Genomic DNA, 15,101 nt, shown 5'->3' with positions numbered 1-15,101 from the left:
GCAGCGGGGTGGATAATGGCTGCTTGCTTGGGAGTTTGTGGTGGTCGTTCCTGGTCGCGGCCTTTGATGTGTGTGGGCCAGCTTTGTGCGTTTGCCCTGTGGTCATGACGTGCCGAGCTGAGCTCCGGCAGCCCGTGACGGCTGCCGGAGCGCTGGTCTCAAAGAAGCGTCGCCACGGAGTGGCCAGGCCTCAGCCGACGGCCGTCACATCCCACCTGCCGTTTGGCTGCAGGGAAACGTCGATTGCCGAGACGCCGCCGGTGAAGTCGCAGAGGCCGGCATTGATGCTCGACTGGGTGAAGTTCATCACCGTGCCGCCCCGATAGCCGCCCGTCTGCACGTAGTATTTGATGATCGGCTGGCAATCGGTGAAGTTCAGCGGCTTGGCGGTGATAAAGTTCGACAGCACGATTCCGCCATTCCTGGTTTCGACGGCGCTGCCGATGTTGACGGCAGGCGGGAAGAATTCAGGCGTGACAATCCGGAACGATCCGGGTTGGGCGTTCGGATCCGACGTGGTGGCAAGCATGCCGATCGGATCGATCGAGGCTTCGGCACTGTTGTCCACGGCGCTGCCGGAGGCGGGCGTGAGATTGACCGCGCGCCAGGCCGATTCAAAGCCCGATGTCTGGCCGATTGCAGGTGGTGTGTTCGCCTGCTGAATGCCGGCATAGAACTGCAGGTTGACCTCGAAGGTCAGGATGGCCCCGTATTTGTCGTAGTTTCCGAGCTGCTCGGTATACAAGGAATTGCTGTATACCTTCGAGCCGCCCGAATAGATCGCAGGCTCCTGGAAAATATAGAAATCCTGCGTGACGTCCTGATAGTTTCTGACATTGATTGTGAGTGTTGTAGACATCGTCATATCCTCGCTGTCATCAGCCGATTGTTACTCTGATGAGGGCCCGGCTTCTTCCTCATGAGCTGTAGTGTGCCTGCCTGGTTGCATGGTCGCAACTCTGGATTGTTTACCTGAGGTTGATTGTTTTTTCTGAGTTGCGCTGCGCTTGAATGCTTGAAAGCTGCTCCGTCAGCGCGCCCACCACCGAGCGCTGGCTGTGGGGCAGCGCGCGATAGCGCAGGATCAGCCCAAGCTCTTCATCGGACAGTCTGTCCTCCCGGTGCCAATCGATGTGACCGCGGCCCATCAGCAGCCAGTCGAGTGAGATGTCGAGGTGTTGCGCGATGTCGCAGGCGCTTTGCAGCGAAACATGTCCGCCATTCTGCCAGCGGGAAATTGCCGCCACCGACACATTGAGTTCGGTGGCCAGCGCCAAGGTCTTGCTGAAATTCCGAGATTTCATTGCCTCGCGGAGCCGATGTCCGCGTGTGTGATCTTCTGTCATCAAACGCCTCGTCGTCAAGCGAAAGGGCGCGCAACATCGCCCTCCCTGGGTTGCCTAGACTATCTTTGTGTTGGGGTGGACGACGAGCAGCCGGGTGGGGGTGGGGTGGTGCTGCTCGCCGTCCTTATCCGCCGGCAGCTTTCCAGTTCTGAGGGGAAAGGCGCGGCGGAATCGCGGGCAGCCGCAGAGCCTGGGCATGTGCCAGTCTGTTACGGAATGCCTTCTTGTTAAGACGCGAGTAATTCTGTTTGAGATCTCGCAATGATTGTATTCGTCAACGTGCTACCCGTCTTTTGAAACAGTCACTGTCAGTTTTTGATTCCGCACCAATTCGCGATATTCGCGGGGCGAATGGCCATGATGAAGACGAAAGGCCGTCGAGAAATTCGCCGCATTGTCGAAGCCGACATCGAAGCCGATCTGTTGGATCGGTCGGTCTGTCTCGGTGAGAAGAGCGGCCGCATGGTTCAGGCGGGTTTCGCGGAACCACTCGTGAACGCCGGCCTCGAGCACCTGCCTGAAGGCCTTGGCGAGCGTGTTCCTGTTGGTGCCGACCTGCCGGGCAAGCTCATCGAGGTTGTGGTGGGCGGAAAGATCGAGCTGCAAAAACGTGCAGGTCGCAGCGACCAGGCTTTCGTAGCGTCCCAGGTGTTGGTGTGATGGAACGGCCGGCGAGGCGGGGCTTGGCGGGGTTGGTGCCACGTCACCTGATGAGCGTCTGGCCATCAGTCCGAGCAGGCGGGTGGCGACTTCTTCTCTCAGAAAGGGTCGGCAAATGTAGTCTTCAAACCCCAGTCTGAAGATATGGGCCCGTTGCAGCACAGGCTCCGATATCGCGGCGATGGAGGAGATTTTCTGTCGTCCGCACTCTTCCAGGATCCAGTTCCATTCCGAGGTGTGAGAGGTCGCCTCTGACTGGTCAATGATGACGCATGACGTTTTTTTTGAGCAGCAGATCCGACAGCTGCTCGGGCGTCAGGCAGCTCCATCGCGCGATCCTGAGCGGGTGGATGGCTTGCGCAAAGGCTGCCCGGGTAGCGCTGTCACGGGCGGTGAAGACGACACGAATCGGCATGGTTTCCAAGTTTATTCTCCCCATGGAAATACAACTCAACGGCCACTGATTTTCACAAATGCTGCTTATGCGCGCTTAACGTTACGTAAAGGTGCGTTATGGATTGCCGTAAGGAGAGGTCACGATGCGGTGAGAGCGGCCGCGCGCGGATCTGAGCGTTGACGCGGTCTTGTCGGAGCTTGGCCGCAATCTGCGGCGCATAAAGCGTTTTCCAACAATGCGGCGACTTGAAAGCCGGGCGCGCTGCAATTAAGACACGGGGTCAAATACGACCGGCCACATGGGGCGACAGGACATGATCGATTACGCAGCCGCACGCATCAAGATGGTGGAGAACCAGATCCGCACAACGGATGTGACCTCCCATTCCGTGCTCAACGCCTTCCTCTCGGTTCCGCGGGAGGCATTTGTCGCTCCCGAGTTGCGCCCGCTTGCCTATATCGACGAGGACCTGCTGGTCGCCCCGGCGACCGTTTCGAGCCCTGCTCGTTATGTCATGGAGCCGTCTCCGCTTGCCAAGCTGATGCAGCTGGCAGCAATCGATCGCGACGACGTCGTGCTCGAAGTGGGCTGTGGTTCCGGCTACGCGGCAGCGCTTCTGTCGCTGGTCGCAGGTTCGGTCGTGGCCCTGGAATGTGATGAGGCCCTGGCGGCCAAGGCAACCGAGACGCTGTCGAGCCTTGGCTATGACAATGTGGCGGTGGTGACGGGCGATCTGGAAGCCGGCTATCCCGGCGAAGCCCCCTATGATGTCATTTTCGTCAACGGTGCCGTGGAGCAGATGTCGCCGGCGCTGCTGGAGCAGTTGCGTGATGGCGGTCGTCTTGTCGCGGTTACCGGCTACGGCAATGCGGCCCGCGCGCGGCTGTATGTCAAGAATACGGGCGAGACGTCATACACAGACTATTTCAACGCGGCCGTCATGCCTTTGCCCGGATTCCGCAAAGCGGCTGAATTCGTTTTCTGATCCGATTTAGCGGCAATTGTCCCCAGTGAGGCCCGTCACAAGCGGGCCTCATGCATTTGTGATATACAAAACTGTGCATCTGTCGCGACTGTGGCCTTTGCGTGATTTTTTTCCTGAGCGGCGTATCCTACGGTGAAACGAATCGGTGCTGCCCGGTCGTGGGCCGGACACCTTGAAGACAGCGGGGACAAGTATGGCTCAGCCAAGCGTAGTGCGTGAACCGTCGATGGAAGAGATTCTGGCATCGATCCGTCGAATCATCGAGAGCAATGATCCGGCCACAGCGGCGGAACAGGCCGACGAGGTGGATGCGTTCACAGCCGAGTTCCAGAACGAGATGGAAGCGAGCATCGCGCGTGAGCAGCTTCTGTCGGCTGCAAACGATCCCGCCCCCAGCCCGAAAGTCGAGCGCAGCCTGGCCGCCGAGCGGCTTGTAGAGCCCGAGCGTGCGCCTGCAAGCCAGCCGATCCATCAGCCCCAGCATGTAGCGCCGGCTGTACCGGTCCAGCAGACGGTCAGGATCGAACTGCCTAGAGCAGAGGCGCCTCGGGTCGAGGCGCCGCGGATTGAGCCGCAGCAGGCCGAGCCGCAGAAAACCGTGTCGCTTGCAGATCTGGCCGCGCGCGTGCGCTCAGCCGCCGAGCGCGCCGTGCAGCAGGGCCCCGCTGCGACCTCTCGTGTTCCCCTGCGAGCCCCTCAGGCTCCGGTTCCTCAGGCACAGGCGCCAGTTGTTGAGGCGCCGCGCATGGCAAATTTCGGCAATGCCGAACTTCGGCCACACCTCGACCCCATGATGACGAAGGCTCCCGCTGCAGCTGAGCCGATCGCTCCAAGCCAGGAGGATCGCAGCTCGCCGCTCGGGCGGATGGCCTCCGTTGAAGTGAAACAAGAAAAGGGTGTGCCTTTGTCGCTTGATAACCCCGCCGCGAGCCTTTCCTCTCGCTCTGAGCCCTTGTCCTTCGAGGCATCTGCCCCGTGGGGTCTGTCGGCCGATGAGGACGGCAGCGCCGAAGAGGAGACCGGCGGTAATGCGCTGGTTTCCATGACGACTGTCGAGCAGGTCAACCGCTCCTTCTCGGATCTCGCCGCTGCCATCGATGGCCAGCAGCGTCGTTCGCTGGATGAAATGGCCGAGGAAATGCTGCGTCCGATGCTGAAGGAATGGCTCGACGACAACTTGCCGACGCTTGTGGAGCGCCTGGTGCGGGAGGAAATCGAACGCGTCGCCCGCGGCCCGCGGCGCTGATCCTCATCCCCATTTGCATCGAGGGCCGCTCGCGAGAGCGGCCTTTTTTATTGACTTGGTTTTGCCAGTCCTATTTACAAAACCACATCCAGAACTCGAAAATCCGGTCGGAAAATGCTCGAAAAGACCTATGATTCAGCCGCCGTCGAACCGAAGATCGCGAAAGCCTGGGAGGAGGCGGACGCCTTCCGCGCCGGCGCCAACGCGAAGCCGGGCGAGGACACCTTCACCATCGTGATCCCGCCGCCGAACGTGACCGGCTCGCTGCATATGGGTCATGCGCTGAACAACACGCTGCAGGACATCATGGTCCGCTTCGAGCGCATGCGCGGCAAGGACGTGCTGTGGCAGCCGGGCATGGACCATGCCGGCATTGCGACCCAGATGGTCGTCGAGCGCAAGCTTGCCGAAAACGGCCAGAACGTCACCCGCCGCGACATGGGCCGCGAGGCTTTCATCGATAAGGTCTGGGAGTGGAAGGAGGAATCGGGCGGCCTGATCTTCAACCAGTTGAAGCGCCTCGGTGCCTCCTGCGACTGGTCGCGCGAGCGCTTCACCATGGACGAGGGCCTGTCCAAGGCCGTGCTCGAAGTCTTCGTTTCGCTCTACAAGGAAGGCCTGATCTATCGCGGCAAGCGGCTGGTCAACTGGGATCCGAAGTTCGAAACGGCGATTTCCGACCTTGAAGTCGAGAATAAGGAAGTTGAAGGCCATATGTGGCACTTCAAATATCCGCTCGCGGGTGGGGAAACCTATACCTATGTCGAGAAGGATGAAGACGGCAATGTCACCTTCCAGGAAGAGCGAAACTACATCTCGATCGCAACCACGCGACCTGAGACCATGCTCGGCGACGGCGCAGTTGCTGTTCACCCCTCGGACGAGCGTTACACCGCAATCGTCGGAAAGCTCTGCGAAATCCCGGTTGGCCCGAAGGAGCATCGCCGCCTGATCCCGATCGTCACGGATGAATATCCGGATCCGAAGTTCGGCTCCGGCGCGGTCAAGATCACCGGCGCGCATGATTTCAACGACTATCAGGTTGCCCGCCGGAACAAGATTCCGCTCTATCGCCTGATGGATACGCAGGCGAAAATGCGCGACGACGGCGAGGACTACGCGGTCTATGCGGCCCGCGCGCTTGAGATCGTCAAGAGCGGTCATCTGCCGAACGAGGCCGAAGTCGACGAAATCAACCTCGTTCCCGACGAGTATCGCGGTCTCGACCGCTACGAAGCCCGCAAGCGCATCGTCGATGCAATCAATGCCGAAGGCCTCGCGGTCACGGTCAAGGATGGCGAGGGCAATGATGTGCCTTACGTCGAATCGAAGAAGATCATGCAGCCCTTCGGCGATCGCTCCGGCGTCGTCATCGAGCCGATGCTGACCGACCAGTGGTTCGCCGACGCCAAGACGCTGGCCGAACCGGCCATTGCCTCGGTTCGTGAAGGCCGCACCAACTTCGTCCCGAAGAACTGGGAAAAGACCTATTTCGAGTGGATGGAGAACATCGAGCCCTGGTGCATTTCGCGCCAGCTCTGGTGGGGCCATCAGATCCCCGCATGGTACGGCCCGGACGGCCAGGTTTTTGTCGAAAAGACCGAGGAAGAGGCGCTGCACGCCGCAATCCAGCACTACATCGCGCATGAAGGCCCGTGGAAAGCCTGGGTCGAGGAGAAGCTGGAGAATTTTGCACCCGGCGAAATTCTGACCCGCGACGAAGACGTGCTCGATACCTGGTTCTCGTCCGCGCTCTGGCCTTTCTCGACACTGGGCTGGCCGGACAACACACCGGAACTGGCGAAATACTACCAGACAGACGTTCTGGTTACCGGCTTTGACATCATCTTCTTCTGGGTCGCCCGCATGATGATGATGGGCCTGCACTTCATGAAGGACGAGGACGGCAACGCCGTCGAGCCCTTCCACACGGTTTATGTTCACGCGTTGGTTCGCGACAAGAACGGCCAGAAGATGTCGAAGTCCAAGGGCAACGTCATCGACCCGCTCGAGCTGATCGACGAATATGGTGCGGATGCGCTGCGCTTCACGCTGGCGATCATGGCAGCCCAGGGCCGCGACGTGAAGCTGGATCCAGCCCGTATTGCCGGCTACCGCAACTTCGGTACCAAGCTGTGGAACGCCACGCGTTTTGCCGAGATGAACGGCGTGAAGGCCGATCCGAAGTTCCTGCCGGAGACGGCATCGCTTGCGATCAACCGCTGGATCCTGACCGAACTCGCCCGCACAGAGCGGGACGTGACCGAGGCGATCGAAAGCTATCGCTTCAATGATGCCGCTGGCAGCCTCTACCGTTTTGTCTGGAATCAGGTCTGCGACTGGTATCTCGAACTCCTAAAGCCGGTCTTCATGGGCGAAGACGAAGCGGCAAAGGCCGAGGCACAGGCCTGTGCCGCTTATGTGCTGGAGCAGATCTACAAGCTCTTGCATCCCTTCATGCCCTTCATGACGGAAGAGCTTTGGGCACATACGGCCGGTGAGGGCGCATCGCGTGCTACGCTGCTCTGCCATGCCGACTGGCCGGCCCCGGAGTTCTCGGACGAAAATTCGGCGGCCGATATCAACTGGCTGATCGATCTCGTCACCGGGATCCGCTCTGCCCGCGCTGAAATGAACGTGCCGCCGGGGGCGACAGCGCCGCTGGTCGTTGTTGGCGCGAATGGCGTCACCCAGGAGCGCCTGCTTCGCCACGAGGCGGCAATCAAGCGGCTTGCCCGAGTGGAAACGATCACGGTCGCCGATGTGGCGCCGAAGGGCGCGGCCCAGATCGTCATCGGAGAGGCGACGGCCTGCCTGCCGCTGGGTGCGCTGATCGATATCGGCGCGGAGAAGGCCCGTCTGGAGAAGGCAATCGGCAAGGTGGACCAGGAAATGGCACGCATCGCCGGCAAGCTTGGCAACGAGAAATTTGTCGCCAATGCCAACCCGGATGTGGTGGCAGCCGAGCGTGAGCGGCATGAAGAATTGACCGTGCAGAAGGCCAGCCTGCAGACGGCTCTGCAGCGGGTTCTCGAAGCGGTTTAATTGTTCCCCTCAAAAGGAATGGATTTCTAAGCGCCGGGCAGGACATGTCCGGCGCTTTTTAGCGCGTCGGGCAGGGAGCCAGGCGCTTTTTGTTGCGTTGCACATCGATTCTGGCGCCCGGACGCCAGAAATGGCGGGTGCGCCTTACGTCACTGCCGATTTCAATGGGGCAATTCAGGTCGGATCACAGAAGCCGTCAGGTGTGGTTCGTTTGACACAGCTTTGAGCTGTAGAGGTAAAATCATCTACTGAGTGTGCGTATTTTGTCCATCACTGGAAAAATGTTGCGATGACGCTTCTCAAATCCTTGCGGGTAAAACAGGTTACGTAAATCAATGGGCTCAAACGCCGACTGGCCGCGAGCGGGCGCCGATTGTCAAACTGTCGCACTTGGTTACTATCCCAAATCACAGTTTTGCCGGAATTGGGGAGAGACATGGCGAATAACCTGAAAAAGACCACCGCGCTCGGTTTGATCGCAGCTTGTGCTTTCGTGGGAAGCGCGCAGGCCGGTGGCTGGAACCGCGGTGAGGCGGACACCGATATCCTGTTTGAAGACGGTACTGTTGCTGCTCGCGGCGGGGTCACCTTCGTCATGCCGCAGCGCGGCTACGACACGATCAACGGCGTGGCTGCTACCGACGACGACTTTACGCAGAATTATGCCATTCCGTCATTCGCTGCAAAGGTGAAGGTCACGGACAATTTCGCCTGTGCGTTTACCTACACGCAGCCTTTTGGCGCGGATGCGGATTATGGGCCGCAAGCGCAGGCAGCTGGCGCGTCCTCCCACAAGGACTTCATCACCAACGAATATGGTGCCACTTGCGCGGTAAACATGGATGCAGGCGCCGGTAAGGCCTATTTGTTAGGCGGCGTCTTTATGCAGGATTTCGATTACACTGCGGTTAGCGAAATTCTTAACACAGGCGCAAATGGTACACTGTCGCTCGAAGATACGTCGGCCTACGGGTATCGACTTGGGGCCGCGTATGCGATCCCTGAATACGCTATGCGTTTTCAGTTGATGTATCGTTCGAAGATCGATCACACAACAAATAAAGGCTCGTTCGACTGGACGGAACTAAACCCTGCTCTCGGCCTATCGGACGCCCGTGGCAGCGGAACCCTGCCGCAGTCGATCAAACTTAGTGCGCAAAGCGGTGTGGCGCCAGGCTGGCTTGTCTACGGCTCTATCAAGTGGACGGACTGGAGTGTGATGGACGCTCTTGAATATTCGATTGATGTTCCAATCGGTGTGCCAGTGCTTGGTGGTTCGGTCTTAGATCGTCGTGACGTCTATAATTGGAAAGACGGTTGGACGATCCAGGCGGGCGTAGGGCATTCCTTCAATGAGAAGATTTCCGGAACGGTCAATCTGACTTGGGACAAGGGTGTTGACTCAGGCGCAGATATTTACACGGATACGTGGACCTTGGGTGCCGGTGTGTCTGCCAAGCTTGGTCCAGGCGAGCTTCGTGCAGGTGGTGGCGTCAGCTACCTGACTGCCGGCAGCCAATCGGTTGGGGATGAAGCCCTTTATAACGCAACTGCCGATGCAGACTGGGCCTATGCTCTGACGGCCTCCTACAAGATCTCGTTCTGATCTTGAGCTATTGACACCCCGAAGCCCGGTTCATCCGGGCTTCTTTTTTGCCAAACCCACCCCTCTATTAGAATGGTCGAATGTGACGATTCTGCAACAATTCTCTTTTGCCTTTCGGGACAATGAATCCAGGCGTTGCATTTGTCCACTTTGCGCCACAAAGGAAGAGCACCGCTATGGCACGGGATGCGGGTTTCCGTTTCGAGTGTGTGCGGCGTATCGAAAAAGAAAAGAGCCTCAGGGCATGTTTAGGGTTTTGAATCCAGTGGTTGCGGTCGCTGTCGAGGGGCGGTTGCGGAAATCTTCGGTCGGGAAGACAACTTTGGCGACATCGGTCGAAGTCTTGCCGGAAATGCGGTCTACTGTTCCTCTTATGGATAGAACAGCGGAAGCTTGCAGCAAGTCTCATCTGAAAGGTGATAGCAAACAGGAGCGTCGGGTTCGCCCGGGGGGCACTCGGTTTGCATTGAGAGCGGCTGGTGCCGCGCGGACAGTTGGAATCGTCGCATGATGGTGGCGGTGATGACGAAGACCAGGGAAGTAAAACGGTTGAAAGACTGGAAGACATCAGCAGCGATCCTTTTGGCAGCAGCGATGTTGCTGCCTATGCCTTCGATTGCGCAGGCGTTTGACATCGATGCTGGCGTGAGCAGTGAGTCCGGCCCCTTCGATCTCTTCAAGTTCGGCTTCAATGCCTACAAGAACGGCCAGAAGGAAGACGCGGTCGAGGCCTATCGCTACGCTGCCGAAAAAGGCCATACCGGTTCGCGCTGGGCGCTTGCCAATATGTATGAAGCCGGCGACGGTGTGGTTGAAAACGACTTCGAAGCGTTCAAGATCTATGCCCAGATTGCCAACCAGGGGATCGAACCCGGTTCCGAAGACACGGGCTTTTTCGTCAATGCGCTGATGTCGCTGGCCCGCTATTATCGCAACGGTATCCCGAATACGCCGGTCAAGGCTGACCTCGCCCAGGCACGTCAGCTGTATTTCCAGGTGGCCTCCACCTTCGGCATTCCGGAAGCCCAGTTCCAGCTGGCGCGGATGATTCTCGCCGGTGAGGGCGGTGCCTCGAATGTGCAGCAGGCCAAGAAGTGGCTGAACATGGCGCGCAAGGGTGGCCATGCGGGTGCCATGTCGGTCTTCGGCAGTCTGCTGTTTGAAGAGGGGCAGACGGTGCGCGGGCTAGCCTTCCTGACGGCGGCTCTCAGCCATTGCCGCACCGCGGAATGCGAGTGGATGCAGCGGCTTCAGGAACAGGCCTTTGCTTCGGCCTCGGAAGAGGATCGCACTGTTGCCGTCTTGCTGGCACCGCAGGTCTATCGCGAAGGCAACTGATCGGTTTTCTGTCTGCAGACAATTGGAAAGGGAGGGCTGGACCCTCCCTTTTTGCATGCATTGATCTGGGTCGTTCGGGGCGGCTCAGAATTGGAAGTGGCCAATCACCGGGACGTGGTCGGAGGGTTTTTCCCAGGCGCGCACATGCTTCTCGATTGCGCTGGAGCGCAGCCGATCTGACGCTTCGGGCGAGAGCATCAGGTGATCGATGCGGATGCCGTTGTTCTTTGGCCAGGCGCCGGCCTGGTAATCCCAGAATGAGAACAGAGGGGTCTCGTCACTCGTGGCCCTGACCGCATCGACAAAACCGAGATTCTCAAGTCGACGAAAGGCCGCGCGCGTCTGCGGCAGGAAAAGCGCGTCGGTCAGCCACTGGCTGGCATCCTTCGCATCATGCGGCTCCGGGATGACGTTGTAGTCGCCGGCGAGGATCAGCGGCTCTTCGAGCGCCATGCGCTCACGCGCGAAGGCTTCCAGTCGCGCCATCCAGGCGAGCTTATAGGGATATTTGACGGGATCGTCGGCCGGATTGCCGTTCGGCAGATAGAGCGAGCAGACCCTGAGCACACCGCCGTCAGTCGAGAAAATGCCCTCGATGAAGCGTGCCTGCTCGTCGCTGTCGTCGCCCGGCAGGCCGCGATTGACCTCATCGGGTTTGAGCTTCGACAACAGGGCGACGCCGTTATAACCCTTCTGGCCATGCGTTTCCACGTGGTAGCCGAGTGCCTCGATCTCAAGCCGCGGAAAGCCTTCGTCGACGGACTTGATTTCCTGCAGGCAGACGATATCCGGATCGCTGTCCTTCAGCCACTGGCAAAGGTTCTCGATGCGCGCCTTGACGCCGTTGATGTTCCAGGTCGCAATTTTCATCGGCATGCTCATACGGAGAAGCTGGTGCCGCAGCCGCAGCTTGCCACCGCATTGGGGTTCTTGATCTGGAAGGACTGGCCGAGCAGATTATCGACAAAGTCGATTTCCGAGCCGGCCATGTAGACGATTGAAACGGGATCGATAAGGACGGTTGCGCCAGCGCGGGTGATGACGATGTCATCGGATTGCGGGCCACGATCGAGATCGAATTTGTAGGAAAAGCCGGAACAGCCGCCGCCTTCGACGGAGACGCGCAGGCTGGATTTCTCCGCGTCGGACGCGACGACGGCAGCGATTCGCTTCGCAGCGGCTTCAGAAAGTGTCACGGTGTCGGTGCTCATACTGCCTCCTGCCGGGGTCAAGGCCCGGTGAAAACCTGTCATTTAGGCGAATTTCATCGATTTGTCGTGCAAGTCACGGAATTTCGCTCATCTTCGCGGGTCACATTCGCATCGTGATCCGCTTCGCCTTGCGGCATCTTCCGCTATAGGTATGAAGGCAGGGGAATTGCGTCAATGGGGAGCGGACAGCACGCGCATGACGATTGATAAATCTGCATTGGGTTTCGGCGCCGGCGACCGGGCGATTTTCGCAACGGATCCGTGGAAGAGTCGCGGTCGGCTTTTCGTCGAGGGCGGCAGTCTGACGCGCTCGGATTTTCAGCGCGACCGTGACCGCATCGTCCACACGACGGCCTTTCGCCGCCTCAAGCACAAGACCCAGGTGTTCATCGGACCGGACGGCGATCACTATCGCACCCGGCTGACGCATACGATCGAAGTCGCCCAGATTGCCCGTGCGCTTGCCCGTGCGCTGCGGCTCGACGAGGATCTCGCTGAAGGTGTGGCGCTGGTGCATGATTTCGGCCACACGCCGTTCGGTCACACCGGCGAGGATGCCCTGCATGAGGTGCTCGCCCCCTATGGCGGGTTTGATCACAATGCCCAGTCGCTCCGGATCGTCACCAAGCTGGAGCGGCGTTATGCGGATTTCGACGGGCTGAACCTCACCTGGGAAGCGCTCGAAGGACTGGTCAAGCACAATGGGCCGTTGTTGACGAAGAACGGGCAGGGCACGCGTGGCCCCGTGCCACAGCCGATCCTGGACTATTGCGAAATCCATGACCTCGAGCTTTCGAGTTTCGCAGGGCTTGAGGCGCAGGTGGCGGCAATCGCCGACGACATCGCCTACAATACCCATGACATCGATGACGGATTGCGTTCCGGCTATCTGACATTCGAGATGCTGGAAGAGGTGCCCTTCCTGACCGGCTTGATGAAGGAGGTGCGTGATCGCTATCCGCATCTGGACGACGATCGTTTCACGCATGAAATCATGCGCCGCCAGATTACCCGCATGGTCGAGGACGTGATTGCCGTTGCGCAGGAGCGGTTGAAGACGATCAAGCCGCAGTCTGTCGAAGATGTTCGCGCCGCGCCGATGACCATTGCCACATTCTCCGAGGAGATGGCCGAGACGGACCGTCAGATCAAGAAGCTGTTGTTCAGCCGGATCTACCGTCATCCCGATATCATGCGGATCCGGGCTGCAGCCGCCCAGATCGTCACCGATCTGTTCAACGCCTACATGGCCGATCCTGCGCTGATGAAAAGCCACTACTGGGTCAATCATATCTCGGGACTCAATGATGGGCAGAAAGCCCGCCATGTCGGCGATTATCTCGCAGGGATGACGGACACCTATGCGGAGCGCACCCACCGTGCGCTGTTTGACCGGACTCCGGATTTGCGATAGGCAGCCGTCAAAATTTGAAGAGGCGCGGCTCTCGAGCGGCCGCGCGCAGGGACACGTCATGAACCTTTTTGCCGATTTCGAAACCCGGATCAAAGCCGCACTCGACGATATCGATGCCATCAGCGAAAAGCGCGACGCGCTGGACTTCAGCCGCATCGTGGTGGAGCCGCCGCGCGATCCGAGCCATGGCGACGCAGCGACCAATGCCGCCATGGTGCTTGCCAAGGGCATGGGCATGAACCCCCGCGCGCTGGCAGACGTGATCGGGGACCGGCTGAAGCAGGATCCGGATATTGCCGAGGTGAGCGTTGCCGGACCGGGTTTCATCAATATCCGCCTTTCTGTCGCCTATTGGCAGCAGTTGCTGGCAACGATGATCCGTCAGGGCGAAGCCTTCGGTCGCTCGACAGTCGGCGCCGGTCATAAGGTCAATGTCGAATATGTCTCGGCCAACCCGACGGGACCGATGCATGTCGGCCATTGCCGGGGCGCGGTCGTTGGTGATGCGCTTGCAAACCTTCTGGGTTTTGCCGGCTATGAGGTGACCAAAGAATATTACATCAACGATGCCGGCGCGCAGATCGAGGTGCTCGCCCGGTCAGCCTTCCTTCGTTACCGCGAGGCGCTCGGCGAAAGCATTGGTGAAATTCCGGCGGGACTCTATCCCGGCGATTATCTCTTGCCGGTTGGCAAGGCTCTGGCCGATGAATACGGCACCAAGCTGCTGACAATGCCCGAGGACGAGATGCTTGCCATTGTCAAGGACAAGGCCATCGACGCGATGATGGTGATGATCCGCGACGATCTCGCCACGCTGAATGTGCATCACGATGTGTTCTTCTCCGAGCGCACGCTGCATGCCGGCAATGCTGCCAAGATCCTCTCGGCGATCAATGACCTGACGTTCAAGGGGCATGTCTACAAGGGCAAGCTGCCGCCGCCGAAGGGGCAATTGCCGGAAGACTGGGAAGACCGTGAGCAGACGCTGTTTCGCTCGACGGAAGTCGGCGACGATATTGACCGTCCGCTGATGAAGTCAGACGGAGCCTTCACCTATTTCGCCGCCGACGTTGCTTACTTCAAGGACAAGTTCGATCGCGGTTTCTCCGAAATGATCTATGTGCTCGGCGCCGACCATGGCGGCTATGTCAAGCGACTGGAGGCGGTCAACCGGGCTGTGTCTGAAGGCAAGTCCAAGCTGACGGTGTTGCTCTGCCAGCTCGTCAAGCTTTACCGGGACGGCGAGCCGGTGAAGATGTCGAAGCGCTCCGGCGACTTCGTCACCCTGCGTGAGGTGGTCGAGGAAGTCGGTCGCGACAGCGTCCGCTTCATGATGCTCTATCGCAAGAGCTCCGAACCGCTCGACTTTGATTTTGCCAAGGTCACCGAGCAGTCCAAGGACAATCCGGTCTTCTACGTGCAGTACGCCCATGCCCGTTGCATGTCGATCCTGCGGCAAGCAAAGGAAGCCTTCCCGGATCTCGACTTGGCAAGCCTCGATCTTGCTTCGGCTGTTATGGGTAAAATTGCGGATCCGACCGAATTGCAACTTGTGGCTAAGCTTGCTGAATATCCAAGGTTGATTGAGGCGGCTGCGCAGTCACAAGAGCCACACCGACTCGCATTTTATTTGCATGATCTCGCGAGCTCGTTGCATTCTCATTGGAATAAGGGCAAGGATTCGCCGGAATTACGCTTTGTTAACGATAACGATAGAGAATTGACCATCGCCAGGCTTGGGCTGGTGCATGCTGTCGCCTCGGTGTTGAAGTCTGGACTGACAATCACGGGCACCGAAGCTCCACTCGAGATGCGATAGTCTGTCACCAATTCCCCACATTGCACTGGCAAGC

The 15,101-nt window shown here is 59.1% G+C and carries 13 protein-coding genes; 7 read left to right on the top strand and 6 right to left on the bottom strand.

Features of this window, described 5'->3' with window-relative positions; genetic code table 11:
* Window positions 1–190: 190 nt before the first annotated feature.
* The 4 genes from FAA97_RS04160 to FAA97_RS21015 form a co-directional block, all read right to left on the bottom strand.
* Window positions 191–859: a hypothetical protein gene (locus FAA97_RS04160; RefSeq protein WP_136597245.1), complete on the bottom strand. Its 669-nt coding sequence runs from the start codon at window positions 857–859 to the stop codon at window positions 191–193.
* A 109-nt stretch (window positions 860–968) separates the two neighbouring features.
* Window positions 969–1,346, bottom strand: a complete 378-nt coding sequence (locus tag FAA97_RS04155) for a helix-turn-helix domain-containing protein (protein WP_136597244.1) — start codon at window positions 1,344–1,346, stop codon at window positions 969–971.
* Window positions 1,347–1,628: 282 nt separating this feature from the next.
* Window positions 1,629–2,072: a helix-turn-helix transcriptional regulator gene (locus tag FAA97_RS21415; RefSeq protein ID WP_425467405.1), complete on the bottom strand. Its 444-nt coding sequence runs from the start codon at window positions 2,070–2,072 to the stop codon at window positions 1,629–1,631.
* 193 nt (window positions 2,073–2,265) lie between these two features.
* Window positions 2,266–2,430, bottom strand: coding sequence for a hypothetical protein (locus FAA97_RS21015; RefSeq protein ID WP_168800910.1), 165 nt, complete (start codon window positions 2,428–2,430; stop codon window positions 2,266–2,268).
* A gap of 286 nt (window positions 2,431–2,716) precedes the next feature.
* Here FAA97_RS21015 and FAA97_RS04145 point away from each other — a divergent pair, with 286 nt between their 5' ends.
* The 5 genes from FAA97_RS04145 (at window position 2,717) to exoR (ending at window position 10,623) form a co-directional block, all read left to right on the top strand.
* A complete protein-coding gene (locus FAA97_RS04145; RefSeq protein ID WP_136597242.1) occupies window positions 2,717–3,388 on the top strand; it encodes a protein-L-isoaspartate O-methyltransferase family protein in 672 nt (223 codons plus the stop codon).
* A 193-nt stretch (window positions 3,389–3,581) separates the two neighbouring features.
* On the top strand, window positions 3,582–4,634 hold the full coding sequence (locus tag FAA97_RS04140; RefSeq protein ID WP_136597241.1) for a PopZ family protein: 1,053 nt from the start codon (window positions 3,582–3,584) through the stop codon (window positions 4,632–4,634).
* Window positions 4,635–4,748: 114 nt separating this feature from the next.
* Window positions 4,749–7,679 (top strand): valine--tRNA ligase, encoded by a 2,931-nt coding sequence (locus FAA97_RS04135; RefSeq protein ID WP_136597240.1) that lies wholly within the window; start codon window positions 4,749–4,751, stop codon window positions 7,677–7,679.
* Window positions 7,680–8,115: 436 nt separating this feature from the next.
* Window positions 8,116–9,285, top strand: coding sequence for an OmpP1/FadL family transporter (locus tag FAA97_RS04130; RefSeq protein ID WP_136597239.1), 1,170 nt, complete (start codon window positions 8,116–8,118; stop codon window positions 9,283–9,285).
* 594 nt (window positions 9,286–9,879) lie between these two features.
* Window positions 9,880–10,623, top strand: a complete 744-nt coding sequence (exoR, locus tag FAA97_RS04125; protein WP_136597705.1) for an exopolysaccharide production regulator ExoR — start codon at window positions 9,880–9,882, stop codon at window positions 10,621–10,623.
* A gap of 84 nt (window positions 10,624–10,707) precedes the next feature.
* On the opposite strand, the gene xth is transcribed toward exoR, so the two are convergent.
* Both xth and erpA read right to left on the bottom strand, forming a co-directional pair.
* Window positions 10,708–11,493 (bottom strand): exodeoxyribonuclease III, encoded by a 786-nt coding sequence (gene xth / locus FAA97_RS04120; protein WP_136597238.1) that lies wholly within the window; start codon window positions 11,491–11,493, stop codon window positions 10,708–10,710.
* An 8-nt stretch (window positions 11,494–11,501) separates the two neighbouring features.
* Window positions 11,502–11,834, bottom strand: coding sequence for an iron-sulfur cluster insertion protein ErpA (erpA, locus tag FAA97_RS04115; protein WP_136597237.1), 333 nt, complete (start codon window positions 11,832–11,834; stop codon window positions 11,502–11,504).
* A gap of 196 nt (window positions 11,835–12,030) precedes the next feature.
* Here erpA and FAA97_RS04110 point away from each other — a divergent pair, with 196 nt between their 5' ends.
* Together FAA97_RS04110 and argS are read left to right on the top strand one after the other, a co-directional pair.
* Window positions 12,031–13,248 (top strand): deoxyguanosinetriphosphate triphosphohydrolase, encoded by a 1,218-nt coding sequence (locus tag FAA97_RS04110; RefSeq protein ID WP_136597236.1) that lies wholly within the window; start codon window positions 12,031–12,033, stop codon window positions 13,246–13,248.
* 58 nt (window positions 13,249–13,306) lie between these two features.
* A complete protein-coding gene (gene argS / locus FAA97_RS04105; protein WP_136597235.1) occupies window positions 13,307–15,067 on the top strand; it encodes an arginine--tRNA ligase in 1,761 nt (586 codons plus the stop codon).
* Window positions 15,068–15,101 lie beyond the last annotated feature (34 nt).

Source organism: Peteryoungia ipomoeae, from assembly GCF_004912165.1.
Lineage (GTDB): Bacteria > Pseudomonadota > Alphaproteobacteria > Rhizobiales > Rhizobiaceae > Allorhizobium > Allorhizobium ipomoeae.
The sequence above is the reverse complement of the archived record's forward strand: the minus strand, read 5'-3'. Positions and strand labels throughout refer to the sequence as shown.